Origin of the sequence: Centipeda periodontii DSM 2778 (genome assembly GCF_000213975.1) — a bacterium.
GTDB lineage: Bacteria > Bacillota > Negativicutes > Selenomonadales > Selenomonadaceae > Centipeda > Centipeda periodontii.
On the sequence record NZ_GL892076.1, the window covers coordinates 248,905 to 275,481 of the forward strand.

22 protein-coding genes, 1 tRNA gene and 1 CRISPR repeat array are annotated in these 26,577 nt (G+C 56.4%); of the genes, 11 read left to right on the forward strand and 12 right to left on the reverse strand.

Annotated features, from left to right (window positions below):
* Positions 1-5: 5 nt before the first annotated feature.
* The 5 genes from nirJ2 to mtaB form a co-directional block, all read right to left on the reverse strand.
* On the reverse strand, positions 6-1,181 hold the full coding sequence (gene nirJ2, locus HMPREF9081_RS01100) for a putative heme d1 biosynthesis radical SAM protein NirJ2 (RefSeq protein WP_006305038.1): 1,176 nt from the start codon (positions 1,179-1,181) through the stop codon (positions 6-8).
* A gap of 8 nt (positions 1,182-1,189) precedes the next feature.
* On the reverse strand, positions 1,190-2,380 hold the full coding sequence (gene nirJ1, locus HMPREF9081_RS01105; protein ID WP_006305039.1) for a putative heme d1 biosynthesis radical SAM protein NirJ1: 1,191 nt from the start codon (positions 2,378-2,380) through the stop codon (positions 1,190-1,192).
* A 39-nt stretch (positions 2,381-2,419) separates the two neighbouring features.
* Positions 2,420-3,052 carry a TetR/AcrR family transcriptional regulator gene (locus HMPREF9081_RS01110; RefSeq protein ID WP_040394182.1) on the reverse strand — a complete coding sequence of 211 codons (633 nt, stop codon included), beginning with the start codon at positions 3,050-3,052 and terminating at the stop codon, positions 2,420-2,422.
* Between the two features lie 176 nt (positions 3,053-3,228).
* Positions 3,229-3,306: transfer RNA gene (locus HMPREF9081_RS01115), tRNA-Arg, on the reverse strand.
* Positions 3,307-3,385: 79 nt separating this feature from the next.
* Positions 3,386-4,687: a tRNA (N(6)-L-threonylcarbamoyladenosine(37)-C(2))-methylthiotransferase MtaB gene (mtaB, locus tag HMPREF9081_RS01120; protein ID WP_006305041.1), complete on the reverse strand. Its 1,302-nt coding sequence runs from the start codon at positions 4,685-4,687 to the stop codon at positions 3,386-3,388.
* A gap of 153 nt (positions 4,688-4,840) precedes the next feature.
* Between mtaB and HMPREF9081_RS01125 the strand changes: the two genes are divergently transcribed.
* The 6 genes from HMPREF9081_RS01125 to HMPREF9081_RS01150 all read left to right on the forward strand — a co-directional run bounded on the left by HMPREF9081_RS01125 (position 4,841) and on the right by HMPREF9081_RS01150 (position 11,977).
* Entirely contained in the window at positions 4,841-5,668 is an 828-nt protein-coding gene (locus HMPREF9081_RS01125; RefSeq protein WP_040394184.1) for a flagellar filament capping protein FliD, read from the forward strand.
* An 11-nt stretch (positions 5,669-5,679) separates the two neighbouring features.
* Positions 5,680-5,865: a YjfB family protein gene (locus tag HMPREF9081_RS01130; protein WP_006305043.1), complete on the forward strand. Its 186-nt coding sequence runs from the start codon at positions 5,680-5,682 to the stop codon at positions 5,863-5,865.
* Positions 5,866-5,955: 90 nt separating this feature from the next.
* Positions 5,956-7,041, forward strand: a complete 1,086-nt coding sequence (locus HMPREF9081_RS01135) for a hypothetical protein (RefSeq protein WP_006305044.1) — start codon at positions 5,956-5,958, stop codon at positions 7,039-7,041.
* A gap of 9 nt (positions 7,042-7,050) precedes the next feature.
* Entirely contained in the window at positions 7,051-7,482 is a 432-nt protein-coding gene (locus HMPREF9081_RS01140; protein WP_006305045.1) for a hypothetical protein, read from the forward strand.
* Positions 7,460-9,430, forward strand: a complete 1,971-nt coding sequence (locus HMPREF9081_RS01145) for a suppressor of fused domain protein (RefSeq protein WP_006305046.1) — start codon at positions 7,460-7,462, stop codon at positions 9,428-9,430. The genes HMPREF9081_RS01140 and HMPREF9081_RS01145 overlap by 23 nt, the downstream gene beginning before the upstream one ends.
* 15 nt (positions 9,431-9,445) lie before the next feature.
* Positions 9,446-11,977 (forward strand): tetratricopeptide repeat protein, encoded by a 2,532-nt coding sequence (locus tag HMPREF9081_RS01150; RefSeq protein WP_006305047.1) that lies wholly within the window; start codon positions 9,446-9,448, stop codon positions 11,975-11,977.
* Between the two features lie 95 nt (positions 11,978-12,072).
* On the opposite strand, the gene HMPREF9081_RS01155 is transcribed toward HMPREF9081_RS01150, so the two are convergent.
* The 5 genes from HMPREF9081_RS01155 to HMPREF9081_RS01175 form a co-directional block, all read right to left on the reverse strand.
* Positions 12,073-13,350 carry a PepSY-associated TM helix domain-containing protein gene (locus HMPREF9081_RS01155; RefSeq protein WP_006305048.1) on the reverse strand — a complete coding sequence of 426 codons (1,278 nt, stop codon included), beginning with the start codon at positions 13,348-13,350 and terminating at the stop codon, positions 12,073-12,075.
* Between the two features lie 62 nt (positions 13,351-13,412).
* The gene (locus tag HMPREF9081_RS01160) at positions 13,413-15,560 is read right to left on the reverse strand and encodes a TonB-dependent receptor (RefSeq protein ID WP_006305049.1); all 2,148 of its coding nucleotides are present in this window, start codon (positions 15,558-15,560) and stop codon (positions 13,413-13,415) included.
* Between the two features lie 219 nt (positions 15,561-15,779).
* The gene (locus HMPREF9081_RS01165; protein ID WP_006305050.1) at positions 15,780-16,409 is read right to left on the reverse strand and encodes an LUD domain-containing protein; all 630 of its coding nucleotides are present in this window, start codon (positions 16,407-16,409) and stop codon (positions 15,780-15,782) included.
* Between the two features lie 69 nt (positions 16,410-16,478).
* Positions 16,479-17,564, reverse strand: coding sequence for an aminofutalosine synthase MqnE (mqnE, locus tag HMPREF9081_RS01170; RefSeq protein WP_040394186.1), 1,086 nt, complete (start codon positions 17,562-17,564; stop codon positions 16,479-16,481).
* A 114-nt stretch (positions 17,565-17,678) separates the two neighbouring features.
* Entirely contained in the window at positions 17,679-18,446 is a 768-nt protein-coding gene (locus tag HMPREF9081_RS01175) for a cyclase family protein (RefSeq protein WP_006305052.1), read from the reverse strand.
* A 790-nt stretch (positions 18,447-19,236) separates the two neighbouring features.
* On the opposite strand from HMPREF9081_RS01175, the gene HMPREF9081_RS01180 reads away from it, so the two are divergent.
* From HMPREF9081_RS01180 to HMPREF9081_RS01200, 5 genes are all read left to right on the forward strand, one after another.
* Positions 19,237-21,264, forward strand: coding sequence for an OPT family oligopeptide transporter (locus HMPREF9081_RS01180; RefSeq protein WP_006305053.1), 2,028 nt, complete (start codon positions 19,237-19,239; stop codon positions 21,262-21,264).
* Between the two features lie 104 nt (positions 21,265-21,368).
* Positions 21,369-21,557: a type II toxin-antitoxin system HicA family toxin gene (locus HMPREF9081_RS01185; protein ID WP_006305054.1), complete on the forward strand. Its 189-nt coding sequence runs from the start codon at positions 21,369-21,371 to the stop codon at positions 21,555-21,557.
* A gap of 33 nt (positions 21,558-21,590) precedes the next feature.
* Positions 21,591-22,025: a type II toxin-antitoxin system HicB family antitoxin gene (locus tag HMPREF9081_RS01190; RefSeq protein WP_006305055.1), complete on the forward strand. Its 435-nt coding sequence runs from the start codon at positions 21,591-21,593 to the stop codon at positions 22,023-22,025.
* A 103-nt stretch (positions 22,026-22,128) separates the two neighbouring features.
* Positions 22,129-22,599: a hypothetical protein gene (locus HMPREF9081_RS01195; protein ID WP_006305056.1), complete on the forward strand. Its 471-nt coding sequence runs from the start codon at positions 22,129-22,131 to the stop codon at positions 22,597-22,599.
* Positions 22,600-22,623: 24 nt separating this feature from the next.
* Positions 22,624-23,043, forward strand: a complete 420-nt coding sequence (locus tag HMPREF9081_RS01200) for a pyridoxamine 5'-phosphate oxidase family protein (protein ID WP_006305057.1) — start codon at positions 22,624-22,626, stop codon at positions 23,041-23,043.
* Between the two features lie 63 nt (positions 23,044-23,106).
* Here HMPREF9081_RS01200 and HMPREF9081_RS01205 read toward each other — a convergent pair whose 3' ends face one another.
* Both HMPREF9081_RS01205 and HMPREF9081_RS01210 read right to left on the reverse strand, forming a co-directional pair.
* On the reverse strand, positions 23,107-24,360 hold the full coding sequence (locus tag HMPREF9081_RS01205; RefSeq protein WP_040394189.1) for a M48 family metalloprotease: 1,254 nt from the start codon (positions 24,358-24,360) through the stop codon (positions 23,107-23,109).
* Positions 24,361-24,763: 403 nt separating this feature from the next.
* Positions 24,764-25,229: direct repeats of the CRISPR family, unit length 35 nt; unit sequence GTTTCCGTCCCCTTGCGGGGATGTGGTTTTAAAAT.
* 196 nt (positions 25,230-25,425) lie between these two features.
* Positions 25,426-26,577 (reverse strand): ISL3 family transposase (locus HMPREF9081_RS01210; protein WP_006305059.1); only part of this gene is annotated, 1,152 nt, incomplete at its 5' end.

Below are 26,577 nucleotides of genomic sequence, written 5' to 3' on the forward strand. Positions count from 1 at the left end.
TACCGTTACGCCTCGCCGCGCCGCCCGTGATACAGGCACCACGGCTCCTCCGCCATGAAGTCGCCGTCATGGTAGTACGCGGCGCGTGCACGGCAGCCGCCGCAGGACTTCTTGTAGCTGCACGAGCCGCAGCCGCCGCCGTAGTCGAGCGTGCGCAGCTGCTGGAACACCTCGTTCCTCGCCCAGATCTCATCGAACGGCATCTCGCGCACATCGCCGAGCTCACGGTTGAGGTACGCACACGGCTGCACCTTGCCGCGCGGACTGATGATGCAGTACGTCAGCCCCGCAAGACATCCGCGCGTAAAGCGCGTATCCACACCGAGCTGGTCGGCGATGCGCAGGAACTGCGGCGCACAGGTCGGCTTCAACTCGATGTCCACCGTCTGCTGCTTCTTCATGATGCGCGAGAGCACATCCTCATACGCCTCCGCACGCAGCGACTCCTCCTCGATCGTCTCCGCACGTCCCGTCGGCACGAGGAAGAAAAAGTGATGCGCCTTTGCCCCGATCTCCACGGCAAAGTCCGTCATCGCCTCAAGCTCGTGCGCGTTCCAGTCCATCACCGTCGTATGGATCTGGAATGGCAGCCCCGCCTCACGGCAGTTCATCATGCCGCGCACAGCGCCGTCCCAACCGCCCGGGAACGAGCGGAACGTATCATGCTTCGTCTTGTCGAGCGAGTCAAGCGAGATGCCCATGCCGCACGCGCCCGCCTCTTTAAGCGCCCTTGCCATCGGCAGGTCAATGAGCGTCCCGTTCGTGCCGAACACAGGGATGAGTCCGAGTCCGCGTGCATAGGAAACGAGCTCTAGGATGTCGGGGCGCGTCAAGGGCTCTCCGCCCGAGAAGATCATGATGCGGAAACCCGCCTTTGCGATCTCGCGCAGGAGCTTCTTCCCCTCCTCCGTCGAGAGCTCCTCGTCCGCGCGGCAGCCCGCATCGCGGTAGCAGTGCGCGCAGTACATATTGCACGCATTCGTCGTGTTCCACGAGATGATCTTCACCCCGCCGCCCGCGACGCCCTTCGGATGCCCTTTCGGCATCCCATGCGGGTGGGCGCCGGGGTGTCCCATACCGTGCGGATGTCCACCGGGATGACCGCCCATATGCGCGTGGGGATGTCCCCCCATCGCCGCATCGCTCATCGCGTGCCCGTGTGCGGCGTGCGCCGCCTCCATCGGGGCGCTCACAGCGCAGCCCCCCGCACACCGATCTCCTCATCCGTCAGATAGCAGGACGGATCGGACTCCCAGAAATCCCCTGTCCGCGCCTCAGCGCGCGTGCGAAAATTCCCGTTGCACCAGCTGAGATACTGACATTTCGAGCAGCGTCCCTTGAGGAGGGGTTTGCGATCCTTCAGCCCCGCGAGGATCGGATGCGTCATATCCTGCCAGATATCGCCGAATTTCTGCTCGCGCACATTGCCAAACGTGTGATGCTGAGTGAACTGGTCGGGGTGCACATAGCCGAGCGGATCGACCTCACCGAATGCGATGCCGGAGCGATTGCCGCCGTTCGCGCCAATCAGCTTCTTGATCTGCTCCGCCCCTGCATCGTTCCCCTCCGCGAGCGCCTTGAGGTACATGTAGACTCCGTCACAGTGGTTATCCACCGTCAGGATCTCCTTCTTGAGACCACGCGCCTCAAAGTCCTTCGTCCGGGCGATGATCGTATCCATTGCGCGCCGCGACTCCTCCGCCGTCACATCCTCATCCATCATCTGCCCGCCGCGCCCCGAGTAGACGAGGTGATAGAAGCAGACGCGGTTGATCCCCTTTTCCTCGATAAAATCAAAAATTTTATCGAGTTCCATGATATTGTGATGGTTGATCGTAAATCTGAGCCCAACGCGCTGCCCCACGGCGACGCAGTTCTCGATCCCCTCCATCGCACGCTGATATGCGCCCTCGACCCCGCGGAACATATCGTTGACATCCGCAAGCCCGTCGAGTGAGATGCCGACATAGCCGACGCCGAGATCCTTGATCCGCTGCGCCACCTCGCGCGTGATGAGCGTCCCGTTCGTCGAGAGCGTCGGACGCACCCCCTTGTCGCGCGCGTACTCCGCCAGCTCGAAGAAATCGGGGCGAATCAGCGGCTCGCCGCCCGAAAAGAGAAGCACGGGCACGCGGAACTCCGCCAGATCGTCAATGAAGCGTTTCGCCTCCTCCGTCGTCAGCTCGCCCTCGTATTTTTGCCCGTCCGAGGACATATAGCAGTGTCGGCAGCGCAGATTGCACGTACGCGTCGAGTTCCAAACCACGACGGGGCCCATGCCCTCCGCCGCACCGCTCTTCATACGGTGCGCGTTATGCCCGTATCGCAGAGAATCGCCGTAGTACTCATCCATAAAAAGTAATTTTGTAACGCTTATCATTAGTGTCTCCTAATACATACAATACACACAACACACAGTTTACGCGTCCGCCTCATTGCGCTTTCGGATACCATCGAGAAGCAGCCGCGTCTTGAGCGCGATGTTCTCCTGAAAGCTGAGTTCAAGCTGGCTGAATGCCGCCGCCTGATAGAGCGAGTGAAACATCTCCGCAATGAGATCAACCGGGACATCACAGCGGATCTCGCCCGCCTCCTGTCCCTCGCGGATGATCTCCGTAAACACCTGCTTGATCTGCGGCGTCATACGGCTGCTCGACGGTTTGTCGGCAGGCATCGCCTGCGCACCATGCTCTGCTCCGCCGTGCATCACATGGTGGGATGCGGAGAGAAAGAGGGGCATGACAAAGCGATTCTCGTCGAGGAACTTCGCCGTCACATGTGCACCCACCTCGAGCAGCTCCAGCGACGTACGCTCTGCCGCACGTGCCTCCGCAAGTGCCATGCGGATCGTCTCACTCAGACGACCGAGCAGGGAGAACAGCAGATCCTCCTTCGAGTTGAAATAATTGTAAAAGGTTCCGATGCCGAGATCTGCTGTACTCATGATGTCCGCAACAGACGTGTCCTTGTAGCCCTTCTTCGAGAACTCACTGATTGCCGCCTCGAGAATCATTCGACGCGACTGCAGCTTCTTGCGTTCCCGGCGGCCCATTTTCTCCTCCAAAAGAACTTCACCCTTTCTTTTGTCATACAGAACTATTATAGCGAAAAATAATGGATTTGAAAAGAGAAAAATGAATCGCATTCATATTTTCATTCTCAACATCCTTATTGAGAATCAAACGGACACAAAAAAACGCCGACCTCCGTCGACGTTCATGTTCATAATGGTGACCCAGGAGGGATTCGAACCCCCGACCCTTTGATTCGTAGTCAAATACTCTAATCCAGCTGAGCTACTGAGTCACGTGTCTTGCGACTCGATTATAATAGCAGAATCAGGGGATCATGTCAAGGAAATTTTTGTCCGAGCGCATCTCTTCCATCACAACGCCCTCGCAGGCTCTCCCCACACACCATCCCGGTAGAGATGCGTGAGGCGCATGGGCAGGATCTCGCCGCGCTGCACCGGCGCATCCGTATAGACACGGACATACGTTTCTGTCAGCCCGTCCGTCACACCCGCCTCCGTCGTCTCGAACAATACGTCTGCCACCGAGCCGAGCTGGCTGCGATGATACTGCTCCGCCATCTCCTCTGCGAGTGCCTGCATGCGTGCCGCACGCTTCTTGCGCACTGCGGGCGGCACTTGATCAGCGCGCCGTGCAGCAGGCGTTCCCTTGCGCGCCGAGTACGGGAATACATGCATGCGTGCAAAGCCCATCGCACGCACGAATTCCATCCCGGTCGCAAAATCCTCCTCCGTCTCCCCCGGAAACCCCACAATGATGTCCGTCGAGAGCGCAACGCCCGGCACCGCCGTGCGCACCTCCGCGATCAGCTGCGCAAACGCCGCCGTATCGTAGTGGCGGTTCATCGCACGCAGCACGTTATCGCTCCCCGCCTGCAAGGGCAGATGCAGATGCGCCGCAAAGCGCGGCTCCGTCCGCATCAGTGCGAGGAGATCTGCCGAGAGCTCCACCGATTCGAGCGAGCCGAGGCGCAGGCGCCGCAGCTTTTCCTCGGCGAGCGCCGTGCGGCACGCATCCGCGAGCGTCGGACGATCCGTGAGATCAATCCCGTACGCGCCGAGGTGGATCCCCGTCAGCACCACCTCGTGAAAGCCCGCCTCCGTCAAGAGGCGCATCTCGCGCGCGACCGCAGAGAGCGCACGCGACTTCACGGGGCCGCGCGCATACGGAATGATGCAGAACGTGCAGAAGTTCTGGCAGCCGTCCTCGATCTTCAGAAAGGCGCGCGTGCGATGCGGCAAGGAGTGCAGTGGGATGTCCTCGAAGACGCGTGCCTGCATAATGTCCGTGATTGTTCCCGCGATGCCTTCGTTCTCGCGGAGCGATGCCTCCACATAGTCGACGATGCGTGCGCGCTCCTTCGTCCCGATCACCACGCGCACCCCCGCGAGCGCGCGAATCTCCTCGGGTGCAACCTGCGCATAGCAGCCCGTCACCGCAATGCAGGCAGAGGGATTCGTGCGCGCCGCACGGCGGATCAACTGACGCGACTTCCGATCGCTCAGATGCGTCACCGAGCATGTATTGATGACATACACATCCGCCGCCGCATCGAACGGTACGACCTCATAGCCGCGCGCGCGGAACAGCCCCTCCATCGTCTCCGTCTCGAACTGATTCACCTTGCAGCCGAGCGTCATAAATGCAGCCCTCACGCCGCGCCTCCTTCCAAATATTTTCCTATTCTACCACAAATCAAACACTGCGCAATAAATTTTTCTCGTAAAACTAATGACATTTCCACAAAAAACGATATAATAGACATAGGAAATTATTCCCAAGCCATGACCATGGAAGGGGGAACATACATGGCAACAATCACACAGATGACCAGCGCAGCGCGCAGCATCTACAGCTCGCTCTACGCAAACAACTCGCGCACGGACGCAACGGCGGCGCTCTTCAGCGACCAGACACGCAGACGGCGCGGATCCAGCCTTTACTCCGCACAGTATCGGGGGCAGGACTCCAGCGCAAACGAGCTTCGCTCCATCATGGACATTGCGAATCAGGCGCGGCAGCTGCGCAAGTCCTACACGGAGACAAGCTCCAAGTTCTACGCCGAGTACGACTCGAACATGAAGGATCTCCGCAAGGCTGCGGGCAAGGTCGGCGGGATGGACTACCAGCTGAGCAGCGCCGACATCACCACGAATGCGGACGGCTCGAAAAGCTATAGCGACAAGCTCAAGTCCGCCATCGGCAACGTCAAGGATCTCGTCAATCAGTACAACGAGACGAATGACTTCCTGCGGGACAACAAGAGCCTCGGCAAGGGCGTCCAACAGCTCACGACAGAGTTCTCCGACACCACGTACAAGGCGGACTCCTACGCCAAAATGGGCATCTCCGTCGACGCCAAAACAGGTAAGATGAAGGTGAACGAAGATCGTCTTGCACGCGCGCTCACAAGCTCACCTGCACAGTCCGAGGCAATCCTCGGCAACGGTGGACTTGCCGGACGCGCTGACCGGCACGCACAGTACGCGCAGATGTCACGCAGCCGCGTCATCCCGTCGATGGAGCAGGCGATCGGCAGTCAGCTGAACTACGCATCGAATTTGCTGAACGGCAGATCGCTGCCCACCATGTCGCGCTACTCGAACATGCTGAACCTGTTCAGCATCTACGTCTAAGGAGAAAAGAAATGGATCTTACAATGGATGTAGCACAGATGTCCGTCGGAATGCACCAGATGCAGGCACAGCAGAGCCTCGGCATTGCTGTCGCAAAGATGGCAATGGACTCCGGCAAGGATGCCCTCGAGCTCCTCGAGGAAACCACCGCGAGCCTTGATCCGAGCCTCGGAAACAGCGTTGACGTATACGCATAATCGAAAACATGACGAAATCCCCCTTTTTGCATAAGCAGGAAGGGGGATTTCTTGCAGAAACAAAGTCGCAAATCACGAAAGGAGCCGATCATGACGCTACCCTACCAATGCCCCGACTGCGGCACGGAGCTCGGCTACAAGGGACTCTGCTGGCGGTGCAGGACAGCGTCGAATCGCCGTGCGGCACTCGCATGGACGCCGGAGGAGGTCGCGGCAAAGGAGCAGGAGATCATCGCGCAGATCGAGGATGTTCCCGATGATTTTTGGTATCTGCTCAGCTGTCGCGGACGGCTCGCACCGGAGATCCCACGCGCGGCACTCGCGGCGCGTTCCTTCTGGCCCTCGGCACTCTACTATCACGCGCCGACGGATGTGCGGGATGGACTGATCGCGGCACTGATGGAGACGGATATCGCACATGAGGCGAACGAGCTTATGATGTGCCTCGGTATGCAGGGCGATGACCAATCCCTTGCGGCACTCCTTGCACTCGAACGCAATCCGCGCCCGTGGCGCGGGAAGCTGCACGTCGATCCCTCCGTCTATGCGCAGTGCGGCGGCTGGACATTCGACCGCGAGGGGCGGCGCCGCATGCTGAACTTTGGCACCTGCTATCCACTGGTGCACGCCGCATCAGAGGAGGAGCTCCGCCGCTCGCCCATCCGCATGGCCCGTCCGCGGGAGGAGCACTGCCCGCACTGCGGCTGCCGCATGGCGGATATGCTCGTCCTCGACGGACGGGATGCGCGTCTGCACTTCCTCGGCATTGACGGCATCCTCACAGCAACCTGCTGTCCGAACTGCGTCGCATATGCAGAGCCGATACTGAGCCGCTATACGCTCGATGGCGGCAGCGAGGTACTTTCCTACGAGGATGCGGGCGATACCACGTATATCGAAGAGGAGCTTGTCAGGATTTTTGAGAACAATCTCATCCTCGGTGAGAAGCCTGTTCCGCTATTCTACGGCGCACGCTTCGAGGACACCTGCACGCTCGGCGGCTTTGCGCTCTGGTGGCAGGACTGGGAATATACAGCGTGCCCCGACTGCGGGCAGCCGATGAAGTACCTCATGCAGATTCATTGGGAGGCGCTGACGGACTATATGGAGGGCACGCTCTACATCGAGTTCTGCCCCGACTGTCAGATTGTCTCCATGCAGCACCAGCAGACGTGAGGCGCAGCCATGACCGACCATGATGATACCGTACTTGCAGAAAAGTTCCGCACACTGTACGCGCACCTTTGCCGTGAGCGCATCCTCCCATCCATGCCTGTCATAGAGGATGCCTCGCCCGCACAGATGGCGACAGTACTCCGACAGGAACTATGCAATGCCTACCCGAAGACAAAACGCAAACGCACGATGAAGAGCATCCATTACGCCAACGCGTTTGCCGACACGGCGCTCAGGGAGTGTGCCTTTACCCTCGACGATGTCGAGCAATACCTGGCACGGAATCACTTCCTTGACCATGACCGCTCCGTTGATTTCTTCAATGAAACGATCACAGCGGAGGGATTCGTCATCACACCGACAAGCCTTCTGGAAACGATGCTGGAGAGCCTGCTCCTCAGTCATAAAGGAGAACACGATGAAAAAAATTGGCAAAAATGACTCTGCATATAAAAAGAAAGCCCCGATGCCCACAGAAGTCTATACCGAGGAAGAACTGGAGACCGTCGAAAGTTACATTGAGACGAACTTCGGCACGTATGCGAACGTCTTTCATGAGATTGTCTCGCCGGACATCCACCTGGACATCTGCATTGTCGATCCGACCGAGGAACGCAACTACTATATGCTCGTCACCCTCGGGATGGGCGCGCACCGCATGAACGTGCCAAAAGAGCTCGCCGAATACAAGCTCGAACGCGCGGAACTCGCGATCGCCCTGCCGCCCGACTGGAAGATCCACGAGGACGACGAAGTGCACTACTGGCCGATCCGCCTGCTGAAGAACCTCGCACGTCTGCCGATCGAGGACAACACTTGGCTCGGCTGGGGACACACGATCAGCAACCGATCGCCCTATGCCGCAAGCACCAATCTGACCGCTGCCCTGCTCGTCAGCGCGCAGGTCAAAGGCGGAGGAGACACCGTCTGCCCCCTCCCGAACGGCGATGAGGTCAATTTCTATCAGATCATCCCACTCTACCGGGACGAACTCAACTACAAGTTCGACCGCAGTGCAAAAGAGCTGCTGAACATCTTTGACGAGCGTCGTGTGAGCTTCGTCGTCGATCCGGAGAGGCGCAGTGCACTCGCGTCCGAGGACTTCACCGATCTCGTAATGGACAATGCACAGTGGCACCTCGACAGCCTGCGCGAAAAGAAGCTGCCCGTAGATGAGATCACGGCGTACAACCACCTCGCGATCTATCTGCGCTGGTGCATCGAACACGAGCTGATGGCGGATTGGTTCGTCCGCCAGTATGCGGCGACCGTCCGCGCCGTGCGGGAGCATCCGGCAGATACCGACCTGCGCCCCTTTATCCGCGACGACCTGCACGGTATTCTGATGCGCGGTTTCTTTGGCGAGGAGGGCACGGCGTTCGCACAGTATTACTACGACGGCGAGGCCCCCTCCTTCCCCTCGGACATCGACAACTATGCCCTCTCCTATTTCGGTGCGGCGCGTTACCACTCGAACGAGTTCAAACAGGAGGCATACCTCTTTGTTCCGTTCGACGAGGACTACTATGCGGCGATGGCACGACTCATCACACAGCGATGGGACGCATGGAAGCGGAACAGCGACGAGCGAAAGGAAAATGAAGATGAGGCGCCAAGCGACGTCGCTGCCGCAATCATGCAGTACCTGAACTGCGGCAGAGCGGACTGCTCTCTGATGTACTTCCCGCCGATGGCGGACGATGATCCGATTGTCGCGGCATATAGTTACGCTGCACGGCTTGGCGTACGCGAGGGCTATGTCCCCCTCCTCATCGTCCCGAGCGATACACTGTGGGAGAGCCTGACGATGAATGCGGAAGCGGAGAAGGGCGCGTTCAAGGACTATGATTTCGATGCCGATGCCGTGGAAAAGTACCGCAAGAAAATCCTTGCACAGCCCATCGGAGACGGCAAATCGATCCTGATGGAACGGCTCGGCGAGCGTTTTGAACTGAGCCGAGGGGAGGCGCCGGACGATGTGGAGGGAGAGGATTTCCGTGAGACCGACCACTTTGTCAGCTACTGGGACTACGAGACGCAGAAAACGCAGCCGATGATTCTCGCCAAAATTCCCGTGAAACATCCGTGGACGGTGTTTGCGTATCTGCCGTTCGGCGGGTGGAACGACTGTCCCGACACTGCCGCGCTGATGGCGGTCTCGAAATACTGGCACGAACAGCACGGCGCTGTGCCTGCCGTCCTCACCTATGACACGCTCGAATACAGCGTTCCCGCGCCCATAGAACCGCAGGAGCGCGCCTTGGATCTGGCGAAGGAGCAGTACGCGTTCTGCGCCGACATCATCGAGCAGGGCGCACCCGGCATGAGTGTCACGCGTCTCGCACGCGATCTGAGGCAGTCAAACATCTGGTATTTCTGGTGGGACTAAGCAGGGGAGTTTTTCATGACACTACTCGAACAGTGCCAAATTTGGCACGAGAACAACGAATTTCAGAAGATCATCGCGGAGATCGAGGCGCTGCCAAGCGAGGAGCGCACGCCGGAACTCGACAGTGAGCTTGCGCGCGCCTACAACAATGCGGCGAGCGCAGAGGACCGCGCGTATTTTGAAAAGGCAATCGGACTTCTCGCGCCGCACGCGAACTATTTCGCGGGCGATCATCTCTGGAACTTCCGCATGGGCTACGCCTACTACTACCTCGACCGCGAGGACCGCGCCCTCCCCTACTTCGAGGCGGCACTCGCCGCGCTTCCCGGCGATGCGGATACCAAGAGTATGATTGCGTACTGTCACAAGGACCTTTCCCTGCCGCTCTTTCAGCGTCCGTTCCGCACCCGCGTGCAGGAAGCGTGGGCGGCGTTCGAGAACATAGAGGCGGAGCTGCGCGCGCGGATGGATGCGGGATCGGATCACGGCGAGGAGCTCATCGAGCGGTGCGACACTGTTCTGCACATCGCCTTTGATGACGTCTCATTCGAGCTTGGGAAGGGCGGCGCGAAATATGAGCTGATCCTGACGCCCGAGGGCATGCGCGCAAAGCTCTTTCCGCTCATCTATTTCGCGCGCCATGCCCCCGCCTCCGTGCGCGAGCACTGGGACATCCGCGTCGGGCGCACCGCCTCTCTTGGTGCCCTGCGTACGGGCGACTACAGCATCGAGATGAGGGATGTTGCCGTCTGGTTCACACAGGAGGGAGAGGGGATCGCCCTCATGGTCTACTGCGAAAAACTCCTTCCTCTCCTGAAGGAGGACGAGAATCGCGCATGGTGGATGCTCTCCACAATCGTCGATCAGGCACTCGGCGAAATCGCCTCCATCCGCCTCATCCATGATTTCGAGATCATTGATACGCCGAAGGAAGAGCCGCCGATGTTACTGACGGATCTGCCAAAGGCCCTTGAGGAAGCGGGTCTTTCTCTCGACAGCGATGCAGAGGACTATCTGAAGCACTCCTATCTCGCCTACGAACGCGAGCCGCAGGATATTTCCGATACGAGCTGGCGGTTCGATGTCTACACGGGCAGTACACGTCTGCCCTCCATCCTCAGCGCCTATACGGAAAACGATGCGACACTCGTGGATATGTACCATGCGGACGGGATTGTGGCGGGCTTTCTCGCCTATCCGCTGACGGATGCGCTGCGCACGGATTCGGAGGCTCCCCTCGCGTTTCGCGATGCGCTCATGACGGCAATCGAGAGGGATACCAAGGAGCCGGATGCTGTGACCTTCCTTGGCGGAGCGACGGGTACGGACTGCGGCTATCTGGACTTTCTCGCATGGGATCTGCGCGCCGTCCTCGACGCCGCCAACGGCTTTCTCGAACAGACGGATCTGCCGTGGGCGGTGTTCCACTCCTTCCGACGGGACGCAAATTCCGTCAGCCTCTTTGATCGTACGGAGGAGGATGATGGCGCGGAGCAGGAAACCCCCGCCGCCGCGAAATCCTCTCTGCTCTCCCCTGCGGCGGTTCGGAAACTTAAGGCGATGGACGACGGCTCCACGGGCTATTTTTACAAGATGTTCCATTATCTTGAGTCGTACATCAAAAATGGTACGATCAAGGGAAACTTCACGCGCGAGGAGGCATACGCCGATCTGGATATTGCTCTCTGGTACGCGTATGCGTGCAACAATCTGAACACGTACGAATCTTACTACCGCACAACGCAGTGGCTGCCCGCAGCAGAGGCGAACGCGCGCGGCTGCGGGACATACTACTACCGCTACGCCGTCGCTCTCATGTACTGCGGGCGACTGGACGATGCACTTCGCATGGCAGAGAAGGGTGCACAGGAGGAGCCGGACTATCCGTGGACATATCTGCAGCTCGGCAAACTCCGCGCACACTTCGGCGACCGCGACGGGGCACGCGCGGCGGTGCAGAAAGGGCTTGCCCTCGTGCCGGACGATCACGAATTCCTGACGCTTGCGCGTGAGATCGAGGAGGGTGCGACCATCGAGCAGATGTCCTACCACTGGATTGATCCGGAGTTTGATAAAGAGCTGCAGGAGGCATCTGAGGCAGGGGAAAATTGGGAAGCGCACGGCGATGCGGATGAAGAGATGTACGACAAGCAGCGCGTCATCTCCTGCATCACGACAAACAAGGCGGGACTCGCCTATTTCAAACAGCTCTTCCGCCCCGACCCGAAGAACTACGAGCGGAACGCGCCCTATTGCAGCTTCGACTATCCCGTGGGCGATACAACCGTGCGGCTCGTCTTCCACATGAACGAGGCAGGGCTCTCGAAGCGCGATCCCGCATGGCTGCGCACGCAAAAAGAGAGGCTCGATGACGGGCACTGGCTGAAGCGCGTCGATGATGCGGGCACGGGCGCACTGACCGCCGTACACTATGGGCTTGACAATCAGGTCACGCTCGCGTATCAGTACCCGTGGCAGGAGAAGTGTGTCTACATCCCCCTCGATGAGGATGGGAATCCGATGGATGAAACGAGTGAGGAGCAATAAGCATTACAACATAAAAAGTGTGCTGCGTGAGGACATTTTTGCCCTCATGCAGCACATTTTTATTATAAAACCCGTTTCCAAGCCGTCACAACGAGTCACTTTCCCCTGCTGAACCACATTCGATTCATCAAGCACAATGCCCCCACCGTTGTACATCCGAATGCCGCCGCCGCAATCCATGACACGCCCCAAAGAGGAAGAAAAAGTCCAATGACCGGAAGAAGCGCCAACGTCCAAACAGCATAATGGTGGAAACGAACGAGGGGAAACACCGCTTCCTTCGACATAGTTCCCTGAAAGAACCTGGTGATATAGACGACCACACCACTCACGGTAAGCAACACCGAAAGAAACAGAAAAAATGTCCACATACCTTTGAGCGGCAGAGAATCATGATTATGAAAATGGAGATTGACAAACAAAACGCTCCATAAGAGGTCTGCAGACACATTTGGTATCAGCAGGGTTCCGGTTCCATCGCTCGCCATAAACACCCATTGGTGCGGTGTATATAGGTTTGTCTCAGAGGACACCTTAGCGACCTCAAACGCATAAAAGGGATGCTCTGCATCCGGCAAACAAATCGATTGTATGCTTTGTCCGGAAGCAACGGCGCGACGCACACGCTCTACGGCATGATCAGCAGAGATCGTGGCACCTGTTGGAACGGTAAACTGCGCTCCGGCCGCCGTCCACGCCGCTTCATTATAGTGATCCGATCCCGCCTCGTACAGGTACAGACCAATACCGCTCAGAGAAAGGACACATAACCAACTGCCGGTCAGTATGCCCAGTGCCTTGTGCCAATCCGACCACCACCGTCGACGCGAAGAACGCCGCCGCACACCAAAGGGCATTCCCTCCGTGAAGGCTGGATAGAGCAAAAAGCCAGTGCCAATCGACACAATCGTCAAAAGGCAAATGATCACAAGGAAAAGCTCTCCTGCCTCTCCATCATTCAGACGGACGTGAAGCAGCAACATCAGTTGCATGGCATCTCCCACCCACGCACAGCAATATGCACGCGGCAAGGACTCCTGCAAGACACTGTTCTTCAGGTGCAGTTCGATCATGCGCCGCGCATCAGGGCTATCCCCCTCCTGAAGACGCATGCGGATGCTTCCTATGGATGGCATGAACCGTATGGACTGAACTGCTTGCCCCGGCGCCTCCGTCTCCGCCTTTTTCAACGCCTCCGGCAAATGGCGATAAAGCACTTCCTCACTCACAGCATCATAGGCACCTGATGGGGTAGCATTCCAATCGTATATTTCTTCACCAAAGAGCAGAAAAAAACCTGTCAAACACAGCAACAGGAGAAATGGTGCAACAATGAGCCCAGTCACACGGTGCAGCTGATATATCCATTTCACGGTGTCTTACCTCCCGAATCGAAAGCAGGACACACATAGCTTTCCGTCTATTTTCGCCGTGCTCACAGATCGAATTCCATGCCAACGGTAAAGCTGCGACCTCGTGCCTTATACCACTGCCAATAGTCGCGATCAAAAAGATTGTCGACGGAGAAAGACAGTGTTGCATTGGATGTAAATTTGTAATTCACTCCAATGTTGGCAATGAAGAAGGCGTCGTCCGACAGATAGCGATGTGCGATATAATGAGGCTCATTACGACTGCTGACATACTGCCCTTCCAGATATGCACTCCATGGATTCTGATCATATTTTATGCCCAGATGAAGTGTATGTTTTGGAATGGAGTAGATCCTATTATCATCGCCATCTGTAGCCAGTTCGTAATTATAGTTCGCAAACACCGACCAAACGGGATTGAACCTATGGCGCAGTTCCAGTTCCCAGCCGACGCGCTTTACCTTGTCTACATTAACATACTTTCGGTTTCCATCCGCATCCTCGTCACTGAGTGTAATGAGATCCTTGGTTCTCGCATGGTATAACGAGAGTCCCAGATATGTTTTGTCGTTAAATTTCTCCTTCCAGCCGATCTCAAAGGTATTCGATTTCTCCGGCTTCAGTGTCGGGTTCGCAATGACATCAACGCCCGGATCGTACCAATAGAGTTGGAACAGCCGCGGAGGATTGAACGAATGTCCAAAGGAAGCATAGAGTGTCGTCCTCCGGTTGGGGAAATAGGAAAAGACAACCTTGGGGCTCAGCTCATTATAAGACGCGTCCTCATGCCGAAGATCTGTAACGTTGTCATGATAGTATCCGTCATACTTCCGATAGCGATCAAACCGCAAACCTACATTGATGCCAAACTTTTCATCAGCGCGATAATCATCCTGAACGAAAACCGCCATCACGGAGTTGCGTCCGCCTGTCTTTGATCTCTGTGCGGTAACAGAATCATGGTCATGCCAATGCGCCAGTTTGGATTTGATATAATCCATCGAATCCCGCTGTATATCAAAGCCTGTTACAACGGTATGCCGCCCGAGATCCCATGTCTTTTGCAGATCCAGTTTAACCGTCTTGCTCGGATAGCTCGTTTTTCCGCCCGGTCCTACTCCTGCGAAATCATCTCCCCCGGAGTAACCACTCTCCTTTACCTCTGAGATACCCGCATTTACGATGAGCTTGTTTCCCGTATCCCGGTATTGCAGTGTGTGCCGATCGACGACCTGACGCCCATAGTAATCCGTGAAGTCAGATTCATCGAAGTTATAATATTTCGATCCGATGAGAACACTCCCCTTAAAAACACGGTTCCCCGCCACATCGGTCAGATAGGACTCCGGATTAGTGGAAAAATAACGATATCGATCATGGGTATAGCGATATGTGAGTGACTGTTCCGGAGTGAATTTATACTTCACCTTAAAATTAAATGTGTTGTCCTCACTAGCGCCTGTCCCCGGTGTGCCGAGAAGATAGATCGTCCGACCATTGCCCCTGAGCGTCTGAACAGCGCCTGTCGCCACGGGGTTCGATGGCGTATCTGTTCGTCCCCGCGTCACATAGACATATTTTTTCATCCAACCGTCGGTTCTTTTATTCTCATAGCCAAAGGAAACCGACCATCGCTCATCGATCTTTTTCGACAGATTGATACCGCGCTTCCATGTACGTCTTGTTCCATAGGATGCGTATGCGTGTACACTGTCCCGATCGGGATCCTTACTGATGATATTAACCACGGCCCCCACCGCTTTTCCCCCATAGAGGGATGATGCAGGACCACGCAGGACTTCGATGCGCTTCACATCATCCACGGCGACCGTGTTCCAATTCATCCCTCCTGAAAAGCCATCGTTTATCACCATGCCATCATAGAGAAACAGGATATTGCTCTCACCAAATCCTCGGATGGTAATTCCGTTCGCCACTTCCGACATGCCATGCGTACGCGCATCGTAGACCCCCGGCAGCATCGCCAAGGCATCGCTCAGTGTCTTGACGTTATGCCGTTTGATATCCTCAGCGGTGATAACGCTGATACTCGCAGGCGTTTGCATCATATCCTTTTCTGTTCGTGTCGCCGTTACAACGGTTTCATCAAGAACGTGGGTATCAGGATCCTCCGCAGCGAATCCGTCACTCGTGAGGCACATATGGAAAAGGGCCCCCAATACAGCTGCCGTCAAATGTTTCTTTTTCATTTGTTTTTCATCCTTTCGCGAAGACCACCTTCGCTCGAGCAAATAAATCTGCAGCTGCTCATTTTCAGTTCTATTTTTTCTTATAATACATCAATATTTTAAATATATCAAGTATAACAAAATCACAAGCGATTATTGCACAAAAAAAGACGTTATACGTTCATTCGTACGCCATCCTGTAAAGACAAATCAATCTTTCCTGCATCATTTACTTTACACCTATAATCCCAGTTCCTCCTCAATCAGCACGAGCTCCATCGGGCGATAGCTCATCTTCTTGTAGTGAATGGTGAGGGCGTTGCAGATGCGCTCAAGTGCCGCGCAGTCATAGCAGCGCGTGCCGTCCTTCGCACAGGGCGTTTTCTTGCCCTTGCGGTGGGCGTTGCGTGGGGCGGCGATGCGGTGAATGCGCTCGATGCCCGCCGCAATGTCGGGGACAAGTTTGTTGATGCCGACGACGAAGTATGTCTTTTCATGCCCGAAGAGCGAGCCCGCGACACGGTTGCCCGCGCCGTCCATGTTGAGGATCTGCCCCTCTTCCGTGATGGCGTTCGCCGAGAGCAGAAACACGTCTGTCATCAGTGCCTCACGCCCTGCGGCGAGAAATGCCTCGATGCCGCCGACGTGCCCCGCGCGCGGCGGGTCGATGACCTCGTTGTGCTCACTTAGCCGCTCGTAGAGGGAGAGCGCCCGCAGCGTCTCGGAGTCGCCAAAGCCGACGCGCTTCCCGCGAATCTCACGGGCGAGATAGTCCGCCGCCGATGTGCGACCGGCGAACCGCGAGACATCGTAGCGATTTTTGCGAAACGCCTCCATTGTACGTGCAATGCGCTCCTCATATGCCGACATCGCACTTCCTCCTCTGACGTTGAACGTCCTACGCAAAGACCTCGTTGCACAAGGGATATACGGTAAACCTCAATACGTTTCAATAATATTAAAGTTCGAGTCGCACGCGGCGGGTGTGCGCCCAATCTCGCGGATGACGCGGATGATGTGATCCTCCGACAGCGCGCGGGGACTCTTCGCGCCCGCGTCGTGGAGAATCGTCTCCTTGTGCACCGTCCCGTCGATGTCGTTCGCGCCGAAGCAGAGTGCCACCTGCGCCACAGGCACGGTCAGCATGACCCAGTACGCCTTAATGTTGCGGAAGTTGTCGAGCATCAGCCGCGCGATTGCGATCGTCCGCAAATCATCCCACATCGTCGTCTGCCGCACCGTCCGCCCCAGCTCCGTATTCGACGGCAGAAACGGGAACGGGATGAACGTCTGGAAGCCGCCCGTCTCATCCTGCAGGTCGCGCAGACGCATCATATGCTCGACGCGCTCCTCGATGGTCTCGATGTGTCCGTAGAGCATCGACGCATTCGTCTTGATACCGAGTGTGTGCGCCGTGCGGTGCGTTTCAAGCCACTCCTGTGCCGTCGCCTTATTCGGGCAGAGTTCCTCGCGCACGCGGTCGGTCAGGATCTCAGCGCCCCCACCCGCAATCGACTGTAGCCCCGCCTCACGCAGACGCACGAGCACATCGCGTACCGACAGTCCCGAACTCTTTGCAAAATGCGTGATCTCAACGCCCGTAAAGCCCTTCAGATAGAGCGATGGAAATGCCTCATGCAGAGCCTTGAGCCGCCCCCAATAATCCTCGAACGACCAGTCCGGATGCAGCCCGCTCACGACGTGCAGTCCCGCGAGATGCGGATCGCGCATCGCATCCGCGACATGCGCCACCGCCTCCTCCACGCTCATCTCATACGCGCCCGCATCCTCCGCATCGCGCCCGAACGCACAGAACTTGCAGTGCGCGAGGCAGATATTCGTGAGGTTCACATGGCAGTTCACGTTATAGTAGACGATGTCGCCGCACTTCTCCTGCCGCACACGGTCGGCGAGCGCACCAATCCACGCAATGTCAGGACACGCAAAGAGCCGCAGCCCGTCCTCCCGTGTCAGGCGCTCGCCATTCTCTATTTTCTTTTCAATCTCCAAGTATTCGCTGTGCAATCTCTCTTCTCCTAAAATATATGATGGATTAGGAGTTTCGACATACAGGGCGCATTTTCCTGCCATATAAAACAGCGGAGCAGACAATGGTCTGCTCCGCTGCCGCATATTCGCTTATTTCTTCGGCGTAATCGCAATCACGCGCGCGGGCAGTCCCGTCGCGCCCTCGATGTTCGGCCACGCGACGAAGAGCAGCGCTCCCGCAGGAGCCACACGATCGAGGTTCGTCAGTACCTCGACCTGCAGCTTGCCCTTGTCGAGGAGGTATCGCTCGCAGGCAAGATCCCCCGCCTTTGCCGCCTCCACAGAGGCATCCGTGTCGAGAGTCTCATGCCCGCTCGCCGCCGCATTGCGCGTCTCGTAGATGTACCTCAGCGCGTCCATCGACCAGCCCGGGAAGTTCTCACTGCCGTCCTCCGCGATGCCGGAGATCGCATCCATATCCGGCCAATGCCTGCTCCATCCCGTATAGAGCGCTACGAACGCACCGTCCGGAATCGCGCCGTATTTCGCCTCGTACGCCTTGATGTCCTCCACCGTCACGGCATAGTGGACATCGTGCGCGACCTGCTCCGTCACGTCGATCACGCACAGCGGATAGAGCATGTGCTGCGCCCCATAGGACTCGGCGAGCGGACGGTTGCGGACGAAATGCCCTGGGAAGTCGATGTGCGTCCCGAACTGCCCCGGGAACTTGAACGTCTGGATCAGGCAGTCGAGCATCGGATTGCCCCAGTCGAAGCAGGTCTTGCTGAGCTCCACAGAGCCCTCCGGAATTCCCGCCCAATATGGGCTGTCATTGTTCAGCGGATGCGTCAGATCCACCCACTCATACGCATCGGACTTCAGTTCATCGAGCACATTCCACAGTTGATATGCCATATCTCCATCTCCTTTATATCATATAAAAAATATATGCTTATCCTATGATAAAACTTTCTTTTTGTCAATCCTCATAAATCGAAAGTTTTTCTCCTATGGTATTGACAATCTTCTGAAACTTGGGTATACTAGAAGCAGTTAAGGAGGATTCGTCGACAGCCTGATTCAGGACAGGTCGTCCCCCGTATGATCCGTAAACATATGGGCAGAGTTCTCCGGAGTTTCCACAGTGTTGACCGACGGTTGTTGGAGAGGGATCACGGCGGTGCAGCTTCGCTGGCTGAGCGAAGTGGGCATAGCCTAATTTCCCCGACGGACTGGGAGGAGATTCCGATGGGTCATTGAGTGGCCGCAGGGTGTCCGCATGTGTGTACCCTATCTTGGCACGTGACGGGATAGGGTGCCGAGCGAAACATGTGGCAGGAGGATGCGGCAGCCCGCAGAGGACGGGTGCAGGGACGTACAAGGCGCACAGCAGAAGAATGTTTTCCCACGAGTGGAGTCGTGGTGTGTGCGTCAGATGTATGTCGAGGTAGTTTCTCAGCGTTTTGGAGGAAAGTTCCCCATCCCATGCTAGCTCGGACAGGGAACGAAGCAAAGGTCGTTTGGATGCAAGAGAGTTACCTATCACTTCCCGTATTTTCCTCATGACCGCCGACAGGTGACGAGAAAGCCTGTCGGCGGTTTTGTATTGTATACATGAGATTTGATTCCTTTACATTCTGTATTTCTATGTTATAATATTTTCGTTATTTTTTCTTCATCTAGGTAAAGGATAGGTGATTATCGTATGAAAGATTCGCACAACGAGTTCATGCAGCACGAGCTGAGACTCCCCGAGCTCACCGTGCGCGGCATGCTGCTCGGCGCGATCCTCACGATCATCTTCACAGCCTCGAACGTCTACCTCGGACTCAAGGTCGGACTGACGTTCTCGTCGGCGATTCCAGCGGCGGTTATCTCGATGGCGGTGCTCAAGATGGCGAAGGACGCGAACATCCTTGAGAACAACATGGTGCAGACGCAGGCGTCGGCGGCAGGTACGCTGTCCGCCATCATCTTCATCATCCCGGGTATGCTCATGATCGGCTACTGGCAGGGCTTCGAGTTCTGGCAGACGCTCGTCGTCTCAGCGTGCGGCGGCTGTCTCGGCGTGCTCTTCACGATCCCGCTGCGCCGCGCGATGGTCGTGCACAGCGATCTCGCCTACCCCGAGGGCGTTGCTGCCGCAGAGATCCTGAAGGTCGGCAGCGCGGCAAAGGAAGACGGAAAGTCCGACTCCGGCATCAAGGAAATCCTTTCGGGCAGCGTCGTCGCGGGCATCATCGCATTCCTCACGAACGGTCTGCAGGTACTTGGCGGCTCGCTCTCGGCATGGTTCCATGTCGGACGCGGCATGACGCAGCTGCCTCTGGGATACTCCACCGCGCTCGTGGGTGCAGGCTACCTCATCGGCATTGCGAGCGGACTCGCCATGCTGACGGGAATCGCGATCGCATGGGCGGGATTCGTCCCCTACTTCACCATGACGGAAATGCTGCCCGACGGCATGACCCTGCAAAAATTTGCGGGCACGGTCTACCAACAGAAGGTGCGTCTCATCGGCGCCGGCGCAATGGGTGTCGCCGCAATCTGGACACTCATCACGCTCGCACGCCCCGTCATCGACGGTGTGAAAGAATCCATCGCGGGCGCGCGCACGAATGATGCGGAAAAAGGTCTGCACCGCATGGACATCGACATGACAATGAGGAGTATTGCACTTGTCTTTGGTGTAACGGTCATCGGACTTCTTGCAATCTTCTACGCCTTTGTCAGCCCCGAGCACATTCCGCCGAGTCAGAAGCTGATCTTTACGATCGTCGGCGTCGGCATCGCTGTCCTCATGGGTTTTTTCGTTGCTGCCGCCTGCGCCTATATGGCGGGACTTGTCGGCACATCCTCGAGCCCGATCTCCGGCATCGGCATCCTCGGCATCATCGTCGCCTCGCTCGTCATGTACTCGCTCTGTGCATCGTTCGGCATCTTCGACATGCCCGGCGGCGAGAAATTTGCGACGGCGACCGCCATCTTTACAACCTCAATCATCCTCGCGATCGCCTGCATCTCGAACGACAACATGCAGGACCTCAAGACGGGCTGGCTCGTCGGTGCAACGCCGTGGCGCCAGCAGGTCGCACTTCTCATCGGCTGTGTGGTCGGCGCACTCGTCATCGCGCCCGTGCTGAACCTCCTCTATGAGGCGTACGGCTTCCCCGGCGCGATGCCGCGCGCAGGCATGGATCCCGCGCAGGCACTCTCCGCACCGCAGGCGGTTCTCATGACCACCATCGCGCAGGGCATCTTCTCGAGTAAGCTCGCATGGGAGTATATCTACATCGGCATCGGTGTCGGCGTGATCCTCGTGCTGATCGACCTCTCCCTCAAGCGCACGACGCGCAGTCTCTGTCTGCCGCCGCTCGCCGTCGGCATGGGCATCTACCTCCCGCCCGTCATCCAGACACCGCTCGTCGTCGGCGCCATCCTCGGCTACTTCCTCAATTGTCATCTCCGCAAAAGCGGCGGCTCGAATGCTGAGGCGGCGGGTCTGCGGCGCGGTACGCTCTTCGCCTCGGGGCTCATCGTCGGTGAGTCCATCGTCGGCGTCCTGCTCGCCGGCGTCATCGTCATCTCCGTCTCGAACGGCGGCGGCGAGAGTCCGCTCGCAATGGTCGGCTCAGACTTCGCCGACACCGCTGAGATGCTCGGACTCCTCGTCTTCCTCGGCATCCTCGGCCTCTTCAGCAAGGTCGTCCTGAGCGGGAAGAAATCCGCGTAACTCCATACAACACGACAGCACGCCGGCAAAAATGTCGGCGTGCTTTTTACGTATTTATTTTATACGTATTCTATTGTATAATACGAACAAAGGGAGGTGTTCGCATGACGCCACGAGAGGCAGAAAAAATCATTCTGGCTGACGGTTGGCAGTTGCAGGAAATTCAAGGCTCACACCACCAGTACACGCATCCGACAAAACCGGGCAAGGTCACAATCCCCTTTCATACAAAACCAAAAGATCTGAGCAAGAGAACACTGAACTCGATTCTGAAACAGGCAGGTTTGAAATAATTTCTACATCTTATATTCCAAAGGAGAACAGCAATGCTTCACATTTATCCCGCCATCTTTTACCATCAAAATGACGATAGCTACACCGTCATCTTCCCCGACCTGAACCACCTCGCAACCGAAGGAGAGAATCTGGAGGATGCAATGGCAATGGCAACGGACTGCCTCGCGGGCTATATTCACACAATGAAAGCAGAACACACGAAACTTCCCGCACCTACCCCGCTTGAGCAAGTCGACCTCTCCGCAGAGGACGAGGAGGGCGAAGACTATTCCGACGAGCGCGGTCGCTTCGTCTCGCTCGTCTCCGTCGACGTGGAGAGCTATGCGCGTACGCATTTCAACAAATCCGTAAAGAAAACGCTGTCCATCCCGCGATGGATGAACGACCTTGCCGTGGCACGGAGCATCAACTTCTCAAAGACGCTGCAAAATGCGCTGCGGCGAGAACTCGGAATCGAGGCATGAAAATCTGCAAAGCAGACGTATTTTGTGTTACAATATCCTCACAGAACCATCTTGTGTCTGCGCTATTACAAAGGACACAAAACACAAGGAAAATGGAGGTCTTATGCAGCAACTTTCTCGCACATTCCTCGCCGTCCTCGCCCTTCTCTGCTGCGCCCTGCCCACCGTAAGCGCGGGTCCCGCACCCGCACTCACGCGGGTCGAGTCCATCGCACTCTGGGCGGAGGGGACATCCCCCGTTGCGGCGGAGGCGGACTACCCGAACCGCCTGCCCGAGGGCACGGTGTTCCGTGGGGAAAACCTTTACGTGAAAACGCGTTTTATCGGCTACCCTGCGTGGAATCTGCTGACCTATCGGAGCGGGTCGGAGACAGGGCGGATGCTCGACTATAGGGAAGTCGAACGCACACCGCTCACGGATGATCTGCGCGTGATCGTCGGCTATGAGCAGATCGTCAGCATTCCGTTTGCAGAGATCGGCACAGCGGAGATCGACCTCTGCATCGTTGCTGCCGATGCGGGGAGCTGCGCACCGCGCCATGCCTTTGTGCGCGGAATACAGACAGAGAAGTAACATCACAGGGATTGAGGGAACAACATGAACATGAGGGATGAATTCGAGCGCATCATGCGCGAGCACCGCGAGATCGCACTCGCAACGACGACAGACGGGCTGCCACATGTGCGCATCGTGAACTTCTACTATGCGCCCGAGGAACGCTGCGTCTACTTCGCCACGTTCAAGGACAACGAGAAGGTCGTCGAACTCGCGGCGAATCCGAACATCGCATTTACCACCGTACCGCACAACGACACGAACGAACACGTCCGTGCGAGCGGCAGAGCCGTCAAGTCCGCGCACACCGTCTACGACCTCGCGCCACTGTTCGCGGCGAAGATCCCGCGCTATCAGGAGACCATCGATGCCGTCGGCGACGACCTCATCCTCTACGAGATCACGGTCGACATGGCAGTCGTCACCGTGGACATGGAGCACATCGAACGCATCCGGCTCTGAGGATGGAACAGCAAACGGGGCAGACGTACGAAGTTTTACAGCTTCGTACGTCTGCCCCGCTTTCTATTTTCCATGATTTTTTGCATCATACAGATTCATCGCATCGACAATCGAGCCCAGCGTCTCCATATCCCCGTTCGCATACATCGTCACTGCCATGTTCTCCTCAAAACTGCGCGACGTATCATAACGGAACTTATCAAGGAACTTGCTCATCGTCCGATCATCATTCACAACCACGAGATACCCCTCATTGTGCCGATCCGGATCGTCGGCAACGGGGCTCTGCGCAACGGGGACAAACCGAACACAGCGTTCGTGAAACATATCGTACTTGATCGCCGCCGCAATCTGCCCCGCGAGATAGAAAACGCGCTCCCTCTTTACAATATCCTCCCGCCCATACACGGGAATCCTCTGACCGTCGATATAGAGCTCACTGGAGAGCACCATCACGCGATTATTTGATGTCTTTCTGATGTAGTCCATCGCACGGTCAAACCGCTTTTCCGTGCCAGGGTGCGGATTGCGGTAGTTCTTCGGAAACTTTCCGTCAGGATAACGAATCTCCTCCAATCGAAGGAATCGATCAAACTTTATGAGGGCTCCACCAGTAGAATATTCAGGGACATTCTCAAGGAACTGAAGCCCCCACTCGTCCGCGCCCATCTCCTGACTGAGCGACATCTTGCGCTCCCAGAGCGTATCCACGAGGTTGATCCCGATCTGCCGCGCCGTCATCGCAGAGACAGAGCCGCCGAGCGCACCGAGAATATTCGAGATGATGTTCAGCCCGTACTGCTTGTCATAGCTCTCAAGATGATCCTTGCCCGCCCAGTGCCCGAACTCGTGCGCCATGACGAACGCGACCGCAGAGGTGTTGTAGATATTCGTCTTGTTGAGAGGGCGCATGCGATTCTTGTTCAGATAACCGTCGTTCTGATAGGTGTCCATAAAGTTCACCATCGAGTCCGCCATATAGCCGTACCCACCGGGGAGCATAAACGCATTTGGCTGGTCGCTGTGGTACATCTTCATTGGTTCGAGCCAACGCTTATGTACACCATCGTTCCAGTTGAGGTATTCGGGGTTCGACGCGATCAGACGCTGCTGGATCGTGATGAGATCATCGTCCATCGCAACATCATTCTTCTCCTCAAAACGCTCCGCCGCCGCCCTGCCGATCTCATGCTCCTCCGCGCTCGTCATAAAATGCGCCGCTGCAGAGGAAACGAATGGTGCAGGCTGCACCGCAGCACACAGGGACATACCGAATGCAAGCCCCACGGCAAGCATACACTTCTTTTTCGTATTCATTCCACACAACTCCTTTGTAAATATCCTCCCTCTCCGTAGGGAGGTTTTTTGATGCTGCCCCGCGCCCCTTGCCGCACTCCTCTCCTGTATTTCGGGGTTCCCTGTCATGGGAATAGCGTAGGATATCATGAGAGCAGTGTTTTGTCAACCGTGATTTTGCAGACACAAAAAAACCTTCAACAGCAGTTTGTTGAAGGTTGAGAGAATCCATCTCCTTGCGGGGATAATGCTCTATTCACCTCTCCCGTCGAAACGGGGGAGGTGGCGAGCGGTGCGAGCCAGTGGGGGCACTTGTGGCGAATGAGGCTTTCTCACGATAGAGATGCATGGATCGTTCATAGCGCCCCTTCCACCGCTTCGCGGTCCCCCTCCCCCGCTGTGGCAGGGGAGGCTAGGGTTCGTGCGTTCCGTCCCCTTGCGGGGATGTGGTTTTGAAATAGCAGATATGTTCGCGCAGTGGTATATCTTAGACTGTTTCCGTCCCCTTGCGGGGATGTGGTTTTAAAATTGTTCGGCGATCCGTTCGCATTCGCCGCTGGAATTTGTTTCCGTCCCCTTGCGGGGATGTGGTTTTAAAATATGGGGTTGAGAGAAGTCGTTTGATTGATTTTATCAAGAGTTTCCGTCCCCTTGCGGGGATGTGGTTTTAAAATGCTTTGGGATTGGCATCGTAAGGCACTCCCCCCGATGGTTTCCGTCCCCTTGCGGGGATGTGGTTTTAAAATGATGTGGTTGTTATGATTGTACGGTAAGTGTACGAAAGGTTTCCGTCCCCTTGCGGGGATGTGGTTTTAAAATAACGACGAATGTTGCCGTCTTGTGTTCTTTTGCATTGTTTCCGTCCCCTTGCGGGGATGTGGTTTTAAAATCCTCGCGGCTGGAAGCCTTGTGCTGTCTGTGTCAAAATGGCACTTTGCGTCGGCGATGTGTTCTAAAATCCTTTGCCAGCGTTGCGGCTCTAAGTGCGGTGCGGATTTCATTTTTAAGTATAGCACATTGTCCCCCTCTCTGCAATCCCTCCACGCCTTTGGGCTCTTTGTCAATAGTTACGGAAAATAATTACGGCTATTTTTTTAGATGTTTTGTGCGACGAGATTTGCGTTCTTCATTATTGAGGATGTAGAGAATGCGGCGACGGAAGTTCTCAAAGTTACGAAAACCGTAGCAGACACGTTTTAGAACCTTGATCGTGTTATTGCAGCCCTCGGTGAATCCGTTGTTATAACCCGTTCGGATACCGTTCCAAATTTCCTCTTTCCACTGTTCCGTTGTTTTCAGCACGCGGATGAATGGGGCAAGATTCGCCATTTGGACGTGCCGTTGAAAATCATGCAGCCGCTCCTTGAACATCTTCCGATCTGCGCTGTCAAAGATACGATAGTATTCTTCCTTCAGCGCATGGGCTGTTTTCAGTGCTTCCGAAAAGGAAAGGATTTTCGCGAGTTTGCTGCGTTCGTTCAGACTGAGTTTCGGCTCTCGTCCCAAGAGGATGTGCCGTGCGTTCCGAAACCATTTCTTATCACGCGACGGAAGCCCTGCCTGTACTTCCTTGCGTATGCTGTCGAGCGCATTGTTCGCGAGACGGACGGCATGGAATTTATCGGCTGCGATTTCTGCATTCGGGAAGCACTCTTCGGCGAGTTTATGAAAGAACGGCGATAGATCAATGCTGACGACCATGACATTCTCGCGCTCGGATTCAGGATATGCGAGAAGTCTGTTATAAATGCTTGCGGCACAACGGTCATCAATGACGTTGCAGCAACGTCTGTTTTGCAGGTCGTTGATAACGACCTGATATTTTGCGCCGACGTTTCCGCAAAATTCGTCCATGGAGATGACGGTATCCAGCAGATCGGACTCCTGCTGCTGCTTCGCGCGCGCAAAATGACGCATAACGGTTGTTGGCGATATGTCATGTCTCCGTGCGATGTGCGCTGCGCTGACGAGTTCCCCGTGCGCGTGAACGATTTTCTCGATGACGCTGCGGGGCATTCGTTGATATGCGTCGATGAAACTCCTGTCCTCGGAAAAGGTCTTTCCGCATTCACGGCAACGATAACGACGGTTTTTGTAGATGTACCTGAGCGCCGCATCCGGTATACCGGTTAGAATTTGTTCGCGATACCGATCCACATAGGTGTATGACGATCCGCACGCAGGGCAGTCATGATGTTTGCGCGGAAGCAGGAAGACGAGACAATCGTCTGACTTGAC